Below are 14,349 nucleotides of genomic sequence, written 5' to 3' on the forward strand. Positions count from 1 at the left end.
TAAACGTTTGATTTGACGGATTATTGATCTGGACTCCTCATCCGGTGATCCGTCTGCTTTTCTCTTTCGACGTAACAAACATCGCTGAGGGCCGGCACTAAAATCGTGTCCCCGCCGTGCAACCGGCGGCATATCCGCTGTTACCGCCGACGCCCGCGCAACCAAAAATTCCACACGCGGAAAGCAGTGCGCTGACGATCGCCAGCATGGCGATGAGCTGGAAACGTGATTTCATCATGCAGTTCCATCCGCCTTGATCTTCAGCGAATCGAACTCGATCGCGAGTTCTGCGCCAGGGCTCAAGCGCATATATCTGGCACGCGCCTGGGTGGATCGCAAAGTTCGTCAAGCTCTTTAAAGTTGCCCCTCTGTTCCATTCGCGAACAAAGGGGCCTCGCTCCGCCAACACCCAAAAAGCAAACACCAAATAGCACCCTCAAATCATCGACCCTTTGATACGTCCTTCGAAAATAGCGGTGTCGATTGCCCAATCGTCGACAGTGCCGCTACGGGTGCCGTCGACGGTCACGGCCACGCTTCGACCGCCAACAATGCTCTTCATCTTGTCGGGAATCAGCGCGGTTTCCTTGCGGTCGAGGGTGGTGGATGGGGACAGGTCTTTGACTACAACAGTGGCTTTCATGGCAATTCTCCTGATGCGGATAAACGAGCACGATTCAGCGCTCGCTTCCTGTTCCGCAACACCTATGCCGCTTTCGCAGCACTGTGAGGGGTAACGCACATTGCTCGTTGAAAAACGCCTGTGCACAAGGGAATATCGGAGGGCGTTCACGCGTCTATGACCGGTTGGCCTTCGTGTCGGCGCAAATCTGTTGGCGTGGACCACACCGGCGCGCGCGGACGGTTGTTGGAACGAACCCGACGCGTCGATCAATGCTGCGCATTGACGCGCGAACGAACGCCATCCGTATGCCGCCGCGTGTCGGCATACGGAACGAAGGTACACGTGAGCAAGGGACGAGAGCGCTGCAGCTATTTGCGCAAAAGGCTTTGCGGCGGTATGCGCTCGTCGACGGGTCGGCGCGCGGCCGTCGGGAATCCTGCGGGATAGTCGACTACGCGCGTCGCGGCGGGCAGCGCTTGCGCGGTGACGCCAAAGAAGCTTCCCCCCGTTCTTGCGCCGCCGACGATGGCCGTCATGGCCGCGCGATCGAGTTCGGCGCTTGCGGAGAGATCCTTGATGACGAGCTTGGACATGGCAGTTCCAGAAGAAATATCGCGTGATGCCATTTCGGCCAAAGGCGCGATTCAGTGGCGACAACGCATAGGGCTCGAACCACCAGTATAGGTAATCAGGCTCGATACGGTGTGAGCCGCCGGGCAATGCGAACGAAACGAGGCGAGAAGCGAAGCGAAAAGCACAGCGCTCGTATTCGTCGCATCGTTTACAAGCTGCCGGGCGTCGACCGTCTTGCTGTTGTTGAACATGAACGATGGCCGCACCGCTCGCGCCGTGCGCACCAGTCAACGCATAGGCCATGCCAGTCGTACGAGCGTGCCGTGAGCGTGTCGCGGGCCAATCCTGGTTTGCGAAAGGCATACGTGCGAACTACTATCGAACGAGCAAATGTAATTGGTTACGACAGGGAATTTCTTCGGCCAACGGGAGCTGCAGCGCTTTGAACACATGGCTAGCCTTGCGCACGTGATTCGGGATTTTCAGAGCGGCGCGCTCACGCAAGACGCGTTTGTCGCTCAACTCGACAGCACGCTGACGACGGAAGGTCTCGGTTCGGCTCGTCTGCTCGAAATACTTGGCGAAGCGCACACCAGGAAGCCCTTGCCTCCTGATCTCTACACCGAAGTGCGCCGTCGGATCGAGCAGATGCCGGTGTCGAATCTTGCCGCGGCGGGCGGCGAGGAAACGCGCGTGCAAACGGTACGGGAGCGCCTGATCACGCCGCCGCACACGAAGCACGCCGACACGTCGAGCGTCTTTTCCGGCATCGATCAGGTGAAGGGCACGGGCGATACGCTCAACAACCGCTTCGTTCTCGAAGAGTGTCTGGGCGTGGGCGGCATGGGCACCGTGTACAAGGCACTCGATCTGCGCAAGCTCGAAGCATCCGACCGCAAGCCCTATCTCGCGATCAAGGTACTCAATACGCAGTTCCGCGGCAATCCTAAGTCGCTGATCGCGTTGCAACGCGAGGCGCGCAAGGCACAGGTACTCGCGCACCGCAATATCGTTACCGTTTACGATTTCGATCGCGAAGGCCCCATCGTCTATCTGACGATGGAGTACCTGTCGGGCAAGCCATTAAGCCAGATCTTGCGCACGCCCGATTTCAAGGGCATGCCCGTTCAGTCCGCATTGCCGATCGTGCGTGGCATGTCGAACGCGCTTGCGTATGCGCATGAGCGCGGCTTCGTGCATTGCGATTTCAAGCCCGCGAATGTCTTTCTCACGGATACGGGCGAAGTCAAGGTGATCGACTTCGGCATTGCGCGCGTTTTTCAGCGCCCCGAAGAAGAGAGCGACGCAACGGTTTTCGATCCTGCCAGCCTCGGCGCGTTGACGCCCGCGTATGCGAGCCCGGAAATGCTCGAGCATCTCGAGCCCGATCCGCGCGACGACATCTACGCGCTTGGTTGCATTACGTATGAGCTTTTGACGGGACGTCACCCGTTCGAGCGCATGTCGGCGACTCAGGCGCGCGCCGCGAATCGCCAGCCGCAGCGGCCTGAGAATCTGGGCAACCGTCAATGGCGCGCGCTGCGCTCGGCGCTGGCGTTCGATCGCAAGGCGCGCATGCCGACCGTGTCGCGCTTCGCCGAAGAGTTTGGCGCGCAGGAACGCCCGTCCGCGTCGAAGTCGACGACGCGCAGCCCGGACCGCACAGGGATGCTGGTGAAATCCGGGGTCGCGGGTCTCGCGCTCGCTTGCGCGGCGGCGGGCGCGCTGTACTTCTATCGCGCGTCGCAGAACCTGGAGCACGAGAACGACGCGCAGCAGGCGTCGGTCGTGCCCGAGGCAGGCGCGCCGACTGCACAGAGCGCGGCCGCGTCGCCAACGTCGCCTACGTCTGTTACACCCTTCATACCCGCACAGCCGTCCGCTTCCGTGGCGTCCGTGGCCTCGGCGCCTGCGCCGCAAGCTCCCAGCACGCCCGCGCCGCCGACGCTCGCCGCCGTCACGTCGGTGCTCGCGTCACTGCCGTGCTCCGCGCTGGCCGCTTCCGTTCAGGATCGCGCGGTAGAGGTGCGCGGATTCGTGCCGCAGCAAGGCGAGGCGCAAGTCAACGAGCGCCTTGCGACGTTGCCCGGCGTGGCATCGACGAAAGTCGACGTGCATCACGTGAGCAACGACAAGTGCGACATCCTGAAGGAACTCGGGCCTTACTGGTCGCATAACTGGCTGGTGGGGCACATCATTTCGCTGAAGGCGCGCATGCCGAATGGCGTGCTGACGGAAGGCGATCCCCTCGTCGTCGATGTGACGACGCCGGGTTACGACTCGTATGTGAACATCGACTATTACGTGCTCGACGGCACGGTAGTACACATGGTGCCGGGGCCGCGCGCAAAAGGTAATCAGGCGCCGCCGCACTACGCGGCGACGATCGGCAATGGCGGCGAGTGGGTCGTTTCGAAGCCGTTCGGCCAGGAACTGGTTGTCCTACTGGTCACGCCTGTACCGCTATTCGACGCGCCGCGTCCGGAGAGCGAGTCGCGCGCGGACTATTTGCGCGCACTCGATGCGCGGCTCAAGCAGCTAGCGGCGAGATATGGGAAGGACCGCATCGTCGCCGATATCGCGCAGATCAACAGCAAGCCACGGCCGAATTAAAAGTCGCGCGCGTTTTCTGCGTATTGCGCGCGGCCTTTAAATCATTTGAGTTCTTTGACGACACGAAAGCCGTTTTGCGACTGGCGCACGCTGGGGCTGTATTTGAAGCGTGTCGAGCTCAGCATGTAGTCGTTGCCTTCGCGCCATGAGCCGCCACGAATCACGCGCATGTTGCAGCCGGGCGCATCCCATGAGCGTCCGTCGGCCGGCGCGTTCTGGTATGAGTTATGCCAGCAGTCGCCGACCCACTCCCAGACGCTGCCGTTCATGTCATACAGTCCATTTGGATTCGCCGCATATGAACCGACGGGTTCCGGCGCTTCCTTGTGATAAGGATCGCCGCAGTCCTTGCAGTTCGCCACGCCTTTGCGCATCTGATCGCCCCACCAGTACTTCGTCGATGTGCCCGCGCGGTCCGCGTATTCCCATTCGGCTTCAGTCGGCAGCCGATAGGTTTTGCCCGTTGCTTTGCTCAGCCATTTCACGTAGGCCTGCGTATCGTCCCAACTGAGATCGCGCGCGGGTGCATTCTTCACGGAACTGTTTTCGGACGACAGCTTCGGGCATCCATTGGCGTCCGCGCACGCGTTCCATTGCTCGACCGTCACTTCGTATCTGGCGATCGCGAACGGCGTGGAAATGGTCACGTGATGCGGCGGCTTTTCAGACGGGTCGCCGTAATTGCTGCCCATCGTGAACGAGCCCGCGGGCAGCGACACCATTACGGGGCATGCCGCGCAGTCCTTGCTTTCGCCGCCCGTCGCGGCTTGCGCGGGCGCTGGCGTCGGCGCAGCGGGCGCGGGTGTCACTGCGGCTTTCGGCGCGGGAGCGGGTGTGGAAGCGGGTGAGGGCGTCGCAGCAGCCTTCGGTGCAGGTGCAGGCGAAGGAGCGGGCGTCGCGTGCGTGGCAGGCGGCGTCGCCGATCCCGCTGCCTTGAGCCGTTCAATGCGCGCCTTCGCGAGCGCCGCAAAGCGGCCGTTCGGATAGGCCTTCAGATACGCTTCATAGTCGCTCGCGTAATTGCTGTCCTTGATCGAATCCCAGAACGTCAATTCATATTGCTCGTTGCTGTCCTTCGGCAAAATGCCCCGGCTATTCAACTCGACAAGTGCATTCGGCGAATCGTCCGCGGCCAGCGTCAGCGGATGCGATGCAAAGACGCGCTCGGGTTTCGCGAGCGATGAGACGGCCCACGGTTTCTGCATGCCGTGCGTTGCTTGCATCACGCGTTGCGTCACGTGAGCGAACATAGAGTCCAGTGGCTGATCGGGCGCACGGGCCATTTCGCGCAACCATGCGTCCGTGAAGATGCCGTGACGCGCGCCGTCGGCGGCTTGTTCGCCCTGCGCAGCCGCGAAGGCGACGAGCGTTTGCGCGGGCAACGAAATCGCCGCTGCGGACCGCGCGAACGGTTGCGTGAGGCACGCATCGAGCACCACCAGATTGAGCGCATGCGCGCGCGGCTCGGAGAGCGTATCGAGCACGCCCGACAGATCGACGCTTGCCGTTATCAAGGTCGAGGGCGCGCGCGGATCGGCGCTCGCGGAAGCGAGCAGCATCGAGTGCCCCGCCTGCAATCCGTGTCCGGCGAAATAGAACAGGGCGGTACCGCCTGGTTGCACGCGACTGCGAAATTCGGCGAGCGCATCACGCATCTGTTGCGCCGTCACGTTCGTGCGCAGCACGACATCGAAGCCTTCAACGCGCAACGTGTCGGCGACGCTTTGCGCATCGCGCACGGCGTTCGGCAGCGCATCGACGGGGTAGTCCGCATTGCCGATCACGAGCGCGACCTTGCGCCCGGCGCCTTCGACTGAACTTGTAACGGCATCGTCCATCGCGATGCGCAGAGCGGCAGCGCTTGCTTCGCGCGGTAGCGTTTGCGCGGCGGCTGCTTGCATCTGGAGTGCCCCGATGATGCAGACCAGCAGAAGTTTTCGCCACATTTTCAGATCCTGTTTGTTCTGGAAGTTCTGGAAGGAACCTCGCTATGGACGAACCGGCGGGACCAGCCGGAGGGGCCCGGCGCGCAATGAGAACGACAGCCGTTCGCTGTAATGCAATCGACGGCGAAGCATGCAGCCGTTCGCGACGTTGCACGCGCGCTTGCTGGCGCCCACGCGACGCATTGCCTTTGCATCGACCACCCTCTTCAACGATAGCACGCGATTCGAAACGTCAGAACGTTAACGAGCGTGGCGTATCTTTTTGACAAGTTACGTCCTAAGCTAAAGCGGAAGCAAGCGGCACTGACCCTCCCTCGGAGAATGCGCAATGCAAAGAAGAATAAGGCTGGCGATTTTTGGCGCGCTCTTTCTCGCTTCGGCACAGACATTCGCTGGACCGACGCCTTCGCCGCCCGGAGCCGAAGCGTACATCATCTGGCCGTCGGACGGCACCGTCATTACGGGCGGCAAGCTCTGGGTGCGAATGGGCTTGCGCAATATGGGCGTGTGCCCTAAGGGCGTGAACGTGCCGAATACGGGACATCACCATCTGCTGATCGATACGGACCTGCCGCCGATGGATCAGGAGATTCCCTCCGATCGCCAGCACCTGCATTTCGGCGCAGGGGAAACGGATGCGCGCATCGAGTTGCCGCCCGGCAAGCACACGCTGCAATTGCTGCTCGGCGACTACAACCACGTTCCGCATAATCCGCCCGTCTATTCGAAGAAGATCACCATCATCGTGAAGTGAGCACGCGCCGCCACTGCGCCGGCGGGCCGGTGCAATGCGCGCAAGACGGAGAACAGCAGCCATGATCAGGATCGTTGCCGCCGCGGCGCTTGCCGCTCTCGCTTCGTTGAATATCGCATTCGCTGGGCCGACGCCTGCGCCAAAAGATGCATACGCGTATATCGGCTATCCGAACAACGGACAGGTCGTGCCCGCCAACAAGCCTTTTCGCGTGTGGTTCGGCTTGCGCTACATGGGCGTCGCGCCCAAGGGCGTCAAGTACCCGAATACGGGCCACCACCATCTGCTGATCGACACCGACCTGCCGCCGATGGATCAGGGGATTCCTTCCGATCGCCAGCATCTGCATTTCGGCGCGGGCGAAACGGAGACGATGATCGAATTGCCGCCCGGCAAGCACACGCTTCAATTGCTGATGGGCGATGAAAATCACGTTCCGCACAATCCGCCCGTCTACTCGAAGAAGATCACCGTGATTGCGAAATGAACGAACGTGTGTGCTCAATAATCACCGGACAAATTGAGTACTTTGCGCGTGTTCTTTTCGGCCAAACAGTTTCCTTATAAATGTCGGCTGCGCTGCATCACATGCGCGACAGACGGATGCACGCGCGATTCGTATGCGCAGACGCGTTTTCGGAGGCAACTCAATGCGAGCAAGGCTGTGAAGGTTTCGCCAGGTACACGCGGTGCAATTGGCACGACCCATGCGTGAGTGAGGCTCGAGCAGACAAGATGCTTGAAGCACCCACCCGAATATCTCGCGAACCCTTCGCTTCTCTCATGGGAGAACTGTCATGAGCGCACTGATGATCAAGGACCTGTCCGTTGCCGAAGAACTCGACAGCGAGGCACTGAAATCCGTCCGCGGCGGCTACCTTGCCAATCCGTTGTTCCCGAGCCTGTCGTTCATGTTCGACAACAGCAAGACGATCAACGCGCCGCAGTTCATTCAGCAACACATGAACATCACGAACGTGGGCGGCAACAACTCAACGATCATTCCGATGATGACGGCCGGAAACAGCATTGTCATGAACTGACGTCCACCCGCGCATCCGAGGCTGTCCGGAGCGGCCGCCTCGGATGGCCAGGCGCTCGTACCAAAGACGTCGTCGCCACCGTCAAAAAGATCGAAAACGTAATCGTCCTTTTCAAAAGACCGCCGCGTCACCGCACGAACTCCACGCCGAACGAAATCCGCCGACATCCATAGTGATGCCGCGCTGGACGTGCTTTACTTGAATGGCGCGCTTTGCACGTGCAGTAGAGCCGGGAAAGATCGGAGAATATCGTGTCTGCGTTGCCTGATTCGTTCGTCGCCTGCTGCACGCAACGGAGTTTGTCCGCCAGCGTTCATGCGGATAACCGCGACTTGGCGCCGAAAAGCCGTATCGCCATCGTCGTACGCGCAATTGCATCCACCGTCGTCTGCGCGGCACTGCTTGCCGGTTGCGTCGACGTTCACCAGCCCGACTATAAGCGTCCCGATACGCCGGCCAAGGCATCGTGGTCGGACAAGACGGGCTCGCTCGTTTCACCCGCCGACACCATCGTGCCCGACTGGTGGAAGGGCTTCCAGGACCCGTATTTGAACACGCTGATCGACAAGGCGATTCAAGGCAACTTCGACATCAAGGTACTGGCCGCGCGCATCGACGTGGCCGGTGCGCAAATCGGCGAAGCGAAGGCAGGCGCACTGCCGACGGCCGATCTCGGCGCGGGCGCTAATTTTCAAAAGGTCACGGGGCAGCCGTTTACCAAGCAGTACAACGTCGCCGCCCAGGTGAACTGGGACATCGACATCTGGGGCAAGGTCGAAAAGGGCGTGCAGGCGCAAAAGGCCGAATTCCATGCGACGGAAGCGGACTGGCGCGCGGGCTATCTGGAATTGGTGTCGAACGTGGCGACCACGTATTTCCAGATTCTCCAGTTCGACGACCAGATGGAAGCGCAGCAAAAAATGGTCGACGAGAACAAGCAGATTCTCTCGATCTTCGACGGCATGAACCGCAATGGCCTCATTCCGAAGACGCAGGTTCTTCGCCAGCAGGCGGAGGTCAATCGTCTAACGAAGGATCTGATCGATCTGCGCCGTTCGCGCAGCCTGGCGAACAACGCGCTGTGCACGCTGATCGGCGTGCCCGCCGGCGAATTCACCGTGCCTGTCGGCCATTTGCAGCAGCGCGTGCAATTGCCGCCCGTGCCGGGCGGACTGCCTTCGCAATTGCTGTCGCGCCGGCCGGACGTCGTCGCGGCGGAACTGCGCGTGCTCGAAGGCTACGACTTCGTCGGCGAAGCGAAGCTCGCGCAATTGCCGACCGTCAGCCTGACGGCCCACGGCGGCACGGCGAGCTTTGCGCTGTCCGAGCTGCTGAAGTCGTTCACGTTCGGCCTGCTGCCGAGCATCAACATTCCGCTGCTCGATCCGGGCGTGCGTGCTCACGTGAAGACGACGGAAGCGCAAATGGCCGTCGCCGAACAGCAGTACCGGCAAACGGTGATGGCGGCATTCGAAGAAGTCGAGAACGCGCTGGTCAGTCTGGATGCGCACAAGCAGCAGCGGGTGGAATTGCAACAGGAAGTGCAGCGTCTCAGCGTGGTCGCGCAGCAGATCGAGTCGCAATTGCGCGAGGGAGTGGTCTCGCAGCTGGAAGTATTCGAAACGGAGCGCACGCTGCTTCAGGCGCAACTCGATGTACTGACGAATCATCAGCAAATACTGTCGGACACGGTACTGCTTTACAAGGCACTCGGCGGCGGCTGGCCGGCCGTCAATGTCGAAGCGCAAGTCAAGCAGTGAGCGCAGCAGCAAATCCCGTAATCGACGGGTACTGCTCGCCAATGGAAAGCACTGGCACGGTTCTTAAAAGTACTGCGTCGAGTCGAACGATTTGCGGCAGCCGCAGTGGCCGGACCAATAATTGACTAACACCATGCGTGACTTAAAATTCCTGATTAGCTGCCGAATTGGCGTCCAATTCGGTGGCTGCGTCGAATACGCTCTGGTCGCCGCGCCTGTCGAAAGCTCTGTCCTGCCGCTCGTGCGTCAGGTGTCCACGCTTGGTGATGCAACGAGATGAATCCCGGCGAAGCTCCGATTGCTGAGATGCGGGCGGCTCTGGACAAGGAGTTCGACGTCCTGCTGCTTCCCGTCTCGCATCCGTCCCTGGGCCCTATCCGCATCGTCGACGATCTGTTCGCGATCGGCCGCAGCGAGCCGCCTTTTGCGGAATATCCGCGAGAGCTGATCACGAAATTTTCGCGGCGTCACGCACGCATCTTTAGCGAGCACGGCGCGGTTTACGTGGCGGATCTCGACAGCAAGAACGGCACGACGGTGAACGGCAATGCCGTGCGTCAGACGCCTGCGCGCGTGCGCGCGGGCGACGAACTATGCTTTGGCGGCGAGCTGAGTTATCGCGTCGCCATAGAACCTCGCCCGTTCAGTTCCGCGTCCGCGCGTGGCATTCAGCATCTGACGGTGACGCTCAAGCCGGAACGTACCGATCTGGGACTCGAAGCAATCGACATCCCTGTATTTCCGTTTCTCGTCAGCAAGACGGATGAACTGTTCGCGCGCTATAAAGATCGCTACCCGCATCAGGTCAATTACATTTCGCGACGCCACGCTCATATTTTTCTGAAGAGCGGCGAACCGTGGATCGAAGATCTCGGCAGCACGAACGGCACATTCGTCAATCACAAGCGCCTGGGCGAGTCGGCCGTCGCGCTGCGAAACGGCGATGTGGTCGGATTCGGCGGAGATCATTTCGTCTATCAGGTCGCGCTCGAAAAGATTTTCGAAATCGAGCCCACCGTCACGCAGATGACGCCGCCGCCCGCCGACGCTGCGTCGCCCGTTTCTTCCGACACACCTGCGCCCATTGCCGCCGCCGCGATGCCTGCGGAAGATCCCGACAAGACGACGTTCGTCGGCGCGGCGCATTCGTTTCTCGACATCTTCTGTGTCGATCGCGCTTTGCAGCGTGAAGACGAAGTCAACGAGAACTCGCCGCCATTGACGCCGGAAGAGTCGACGGAAACGCAACCGCGCCGTCCGCGCCGCCGCTGGCAACTCCTGCTCAGCGAATTGACGCGTACCTTCGCGGGCGGCGACCGCACGACGATGCGGCGTATCGGCTGGGGCGGCCTTGCCGGGCTGATCGTCATCGGCGGCATTGCCGTTGCGCTCTACATGCGCGGTGCGTCCGAGCGTGAAGTGAAGAATCTGCTCGCGGCAGGCCAATACGAAGAAGCGGCGGATTCCGCCGCGTCTTATCTCCAACATCATCCCGCCAGCGATTCGATCAGGTCGCTCGCGAGCGAAGCGCTGATGAAAGCGCGCGTGCCCGGTTGGCTCGCCGCATTGCGCGGCAAGCAGTTCGACCGCGCGGCGGCCCTGGTGGAAGGTATGCGCGCATCGAGCGAGGGCAATCCGGATGCCGTTTCGCTGATCGACCAGTTGCGCTGGGTCGGCGACCTGGAGCGTTTCGTCGTAGGCCGTGGCGGCCCCGACGCGCCGATTCACATCTACAGCGACGAAGGCCGCATCGACAATCTGCTGAAGCGCTGGGAAGACGATGCGAAAGGGCATCAGCGCATACTCGATCGCATCGCGTCGTATGTGCCTGAATTTACCGAGCCGTACGCGCTCGCGATGAGCCATCTGCGCAAGTTGCAAAGCGACGATTCGGTGTACCTCGCCGCGATCGAGCGGCTCGATTCGACGATCGCGACCGAACTGGGACGCGACAAGCCGAATGCATTGACGGCCGTGCTCGACGACTACGCGCAGCGTTATCCGCGTCTCGCCGGACTTGATGCGGTACGCGCGGATTTGCAGCAGTACTCGGATATCTTCGACAAAATGACGGCGCGTCATCTGGCGCCGCTGCTCGCATTGATGAAGAAAGCGAGCTTCGGCACGCCGCCGTTTCAGTCGCAATACAGGCAATTGAGCGCGAGCCGCTTGCCGTCGGCGGAAGTGATTGCAAAGCACGATGCGGTGAGCGCCGCATGGCAGAGCGGCGACAGCCAGCAGGCGCTGGCCGGCTTGCAGGCGATGCCCGCTGGCCCGTGGTCCGATGTGCTTGCCGCGGAACTCGCGCACAAGAAGGCGGTGCTCGATCAGTTCGCGGACTTGCAGAAAAGCCGCGGCGCGGGCAATCGCGACGACAAGCTGCTGTCGTTTTACGCGAGCCTCGATCCCGTCGTAGACGCGTACTACGTGCACGCAATTCAAACCGACGTCGATGCGCTGCGCGACCGGGCGCTCGCCCGCGCGCAGGACTCGATCAATCGCGCGCAGACGCTGTGGCGGCAATATCGCGCGAACGGTTCGATCGGCGGCACGCAACGTCTCGAAGCGGGCGTTTCCGAAGGGTTTCGCAATCAGGCGCGTCTGCTGTCGGAAGCGAATGCATCCGCGCAACAGGGCATGCGCATCTATACGCAATTGAAAGCGCCGCATCCCGCCGGCTCCGATCAGTTGCTCGAAGACATCGAAGCGGAAACGCAATTGCAGCGCCGTTCATTGCAGGAGTTGCGGATGGTGCTCGAGCCCGGCTTGCTGAAGTCCAAACTCACGTTGATTGGAGGCACTGACGAGTGAAGCGCGACAATCATCCGAAACCGCTTTACGAAGCGCTCGAAGATCACAGCGCCGAAGGCATCGCGATCCTCACTGCGGAGCCCGTGCGCATTGCGACGGCGCTCGTCCTGACGCTGGTCGCGCTGGTCGTGGCGGGCCTGTTGTGGTCGTTTATCGGACGCGCGGATGTAATCGTGACGGCGCAAGGCACGCTCGCGCCGGAATCGGACGTGCGGCGCATCTATGCGCCCATCGACGGCGAATTGACCGATTTGTATATCGCGGAGGGACAGCCTGTATCGAAGGGCGATGTGCTCGCGCGAATCAATGCGCGCGGCGCGATCGAAGCGGCGACCAATGCATTGCAGGCGCAACTGAAACTCGAAGACGCCGAGCGCGAGTGGAAAGAGTTTCCGCAAAAGAAGGAGTTGATGGAGCGAAGAGCGGCCGCGCTCAAGGATCAACTCGAAGTGGAAGAACGTCTGCACGAGAACCGCATTTCCGAAGGCACGACCAAGCTCGCTGAAGGCCAAAAGGCGGAACTCGAAGAAGCGCGCAGCACCCTCGACAACGCGCGCCGCACGCGTGACGCCGCGCGCCAGGAGGCGGACAAGTACGCGCGCCTCTTCGCGCAGCCTGGCGGTGGCGGCGTGGCCGAACTGCAAGTGGAGGCGAAGCGCAACACGTATCTGGAAGCGGACAACGCCTATCGCGTCGCGCAATCGAGACTCACGGAACTCGACTTCAAGCTGAGCCACGAATACGCGCAGGCCAATGCGCAACTCGAAACGAGCGGCCAGCAGGCGACGAGCTTGCAGCTTCAATACGACGCCGCGATTCGCGAGATCACGAGCACGGAGGAGAAACTGCGCCTGCAATTGCAGACGGCGCGTCTCGTCGCCGACGCCGCCGCGCGCATCCGCTTCGAGAACATCGACAAGGACAATTTCCTGCTGATTCTCGCGCCGACATCGGGCGTCATCACGGATGTCACGTCGACGCAAACGGGCGACAAGATCCAGGCGAACACGCCATTGGGCGGCATCGCGCCGAAGGATGCGCGTCCCGTGCTGAAGATCGAGATCGCCGAGCGCGACCGCGCGTTTCTGCACGAAGGGATGCCCGTCAAGCTGAAATTCAACGCGTTTCCGTATCAGCGCTATGGGCTCATCAGCGGCACGCTCGCGTATATCTCACCGGCGACGAAACCTTCGGCGCAGGACAAGCAGCCCGTCTACGAAGGCCGCGTGTCGCTCGACAAGAATTACTACCAGGTCGCGGAGAATCGCTATCCGCTGCGTTACGGCATGACGGCGAGCGCCGAAATCGTCGTGCGCGAGCGGCGGCTGATCGACCTGGGGCTGGACCCGTTCAGGCAACTCGCCGGATAAGCCGGCCACGATCTGAACGTGCTGCAATGCAAGCCGTAGTCAACATACAACCGCCAGCCCGCCTGTTCATTCGGGCCACCATTAGAAGGAGCGGACGAGATGACCGCGATCGTACGAATCGATGATGAAGTCGTGGATGTCGGTGAATTCACACGCCTGCTGAAGCTCACGGGCCAGTTCGAAAGCCTGATCGAGCAGATGGTGCGCGACAAGCTGACCGTGCATGCCGCGAAGAAGCATGGCTTGACAGTGAACGCCGACGAAATCCAGGAGCGCGCCGATCAGTTCCGCCGCGTGCGGGGGCTGCATCGCGCGGCCGACATGAACCAGTACCTCGACACACTCAAGGTCAGTCTCGACGAGTTCGAGGGGTTCATCACCGACAGCCTGTATCAGGAGAAGATGCTCGACAAGGTCTGCAGCGACGGTGCGATAGAAGAGTACTTCTCGATGAATTCGCCGAAGTTCGACGCGATCGAGATCAGTCACATTCTTCTCGACGACGAAGGCAAGGCCAAGGAGATGATCTCGTATCTGAACGACGATCCCGATGCATTCGCGGAAATGGCCCGCGAGCATTCGATTGCGGATACGAAAGCCTCGGGCGGCGTGATCGGCAAGGTACTGCGCGGCTCGCTGAAGCCGGATATCGAAGCGAAGATCTTCAATGCGGCAGTCGGCGATCTGCTCGGGCCGTTCGCTTCGCCGGACCGTTCGTGCTTCGAGATTTTCGCCGTGACGGCGAAATATCCGGCAGCGCTCGACGCCGATGTGGCGTCGGAAATCAAACGCCTGCTGCGCGAAGAGTGGCTGATGACGCGCGCTCAGGAACACATTATCGAAGCGCTTTGAGT

The 14,349-nt window shown here is 61.2% G+C and carries 12 protein-coding genes; 8 read left to right on the top strand and 4 right to left on the bottom strand.

Annotation, left to right across the window (positions count from 1 at the left end; genetic code table 11):
• Nucleotides 1-97 precede the first annotated feature (97 nt).
• From AB4Y32_RS16310 to AB4Y32_RS16320, 3 genes are all read right to left on the bottom strand, one after another.
• Nucleotides 98-238 (bottom strand): hypothetical protein, encoded by a 141-nt coding sequence (locus tag AB4Y32_RS16310; RefSeq protein ID WP_368722322.1) that lies wholly within the window; start codon nucleotides 236-238, stop codon nucleotides 98-100.
• 198 nt (nucleotides 239-436) lie between these two features.
• Entirely contained in the window at nucleotides 437-643 is a 207-nt protein-coding gene (locus tag AB4Y32_RS16315) for a hypothetical protein (protein WP_368722323.1), read from the bottom strand.
• Between the two features lie 350 nt (nucleotides 644-993).
• Nucleotides 994-1,218 (bottom strand): hypothetical protein, encoded by a 225-nt coding sequence (locus tag AB4Y32_RS16320; protein WP_368722324.1) that lies wholly within the window; start codon nucleotides 1,216-1,218, stop codon nucleotides 994-996.
• Nucleotides 1,219-1,648: 430 nt separating this feature from the next.
• On the opposite strand from AB4Y32_RS16320, the gene AB4Y32_RS16325 reads away from it, so the two are divergent.
• Nucleotides 1,649-3,811, top strand: coding sequence for a serine/threonine protein kinase (locus AB4Y32_RS16325; protein WP_368722325.1), 2,163 nt, complete (start codon nucleotides 1,649-1,651; stop codon nucleotides 3,809-3,811).
• Between the two features lie 41 nt (nucleotides 3,812-3,852).
• Here AB4Y32_RS16325 and AB4Y32_RS16330 read toward each other — a convergent pair whose 3' ends face one another.
• Nucleotides 3,853-5,757 carry an SUMF1/EgtB/PvdO family nonheme iron enzyme gene (locus AB4Y32_RS16330; RefSeq protein ID WP_368722326.1) on the bottom strand — a complete coding sequence of 635 codons (1,905 nt, stop codon included), beginning with the start codon at nucleotides 5,755-5,757 and terminating at the stop codon, nucleotides 3,853-3,855.
• Nucleotides 5,758-6,085: 328 nt separating this feature from the next.
• Between AB4Y32_RS16330 and AB4Y32_RS16335 the strand changes: the two genes are divergently transcribed.
• From AB4Y32_RS16335 to AB4Y32_RS16365, 7 genes are all read left to right on the top strand, one after another.
• A complete protein-coding gene (locus tag AB4Y32_RS16335; protein WP_368722327.1) occupies nucleotides 6,086-6,511 on the top strand; it encodes a DUF4399 domain-containing protein in 426 nt (141 codons plus the stop codon).
• A gap of 61 nt (nucleotides 6,512-6,572) precedes the next feature.
• On the top strand, nucleotides 6,573-6,998 hold the full coding sequence (locus tag AB4Y32_RS16340) for a DUF4399 domain-containing protein (RefSeq protein ID WP_152755675.1): 426 nt from the start codon (nucleotides 6,573-6,575) through the stop codon (nucleotides 6,996-6,998).
• A 310-nt stretch (nucleotides 6,999-7,308) separates the two neighbouring features.
• Nucleotides 7,309-7,554, top strand: a complete 246-nt coding sequence (locus AB4Y32_RS16345; protein WP_368722328.1) for a hypothetical protein — start codon at nucleotides 7,309-7,311, stop codon at nucleotides 7,552-7,554.
• A gap of 251 nt (nucleotides 7,555-7,805) precedes the next feature.
• Nucleotides 7,806-9,314: an efflux transporter outer membrane subunit gene (locus tag AB4Y32_RS16350; RefSeq protein WP_439899795.1), complete on the top strand. Its 1,509-nt coding sequence runs from the start codon at nucleotides 7,806-7,808 to the stop codon at nucleotides 9,312-9,314.
• Nucleotides 9,315-9,590: 276 nt separating this feature from the next.
• Nucleotides 9,591-12,125, top strand: a complete 2,535-nt coding sequence (locus tag AB4Y32_RS16355) for an FHA domain-containing protein (RefSeq protein ID WP_439899796.1) — start codon at nucleotides 9,591-9,593, stop codon at nucleotides 12,123-12,125.
• On the top strand, nucleotides 12,122-13,495 hold the full coding sequence (locus tag AB4Y32_RS16360) for an HlyD family efflux transporter periplasmic adaptor subunit (protein WP_368722330.1): 1,374 nt from the start codon (nucleotides 12,122-12,124) through the stop codon (nucleotides 13,493-13,495). Before AB4Y32_RS16355 ends, AB4Y32_RS16360 begins: the two co-directional genes overlap by 4 nt.
• 99 nt (nucleotides 13,496-13,594) lie before the next feature.
• Nucleotides 13,595-14,347, top strand: a complete 753-nt coding sequence (locus tag AB4Y32_RS16365; protein ID WP_368722331.1) for a peptidylprolyl isomerase — start codon at nucleotides 13,595-13,597, stop codon at nucleotides 14,345-14,347.
• The last annotated feature ends 2 nt before the right edge of the window (nucleotides 14,348-14,349 follow it).

Origin of the sequence: Paraburkholderia phymatum, assembly GCF_040965635.1 — a bacterium.
GTDB lineage: Bacteria > Pseudomonadota > Gammaproteobacteria > Burkholderiales > Burkholderiaceae > Paraburkholderia > Paraburkholderia phymatum_B.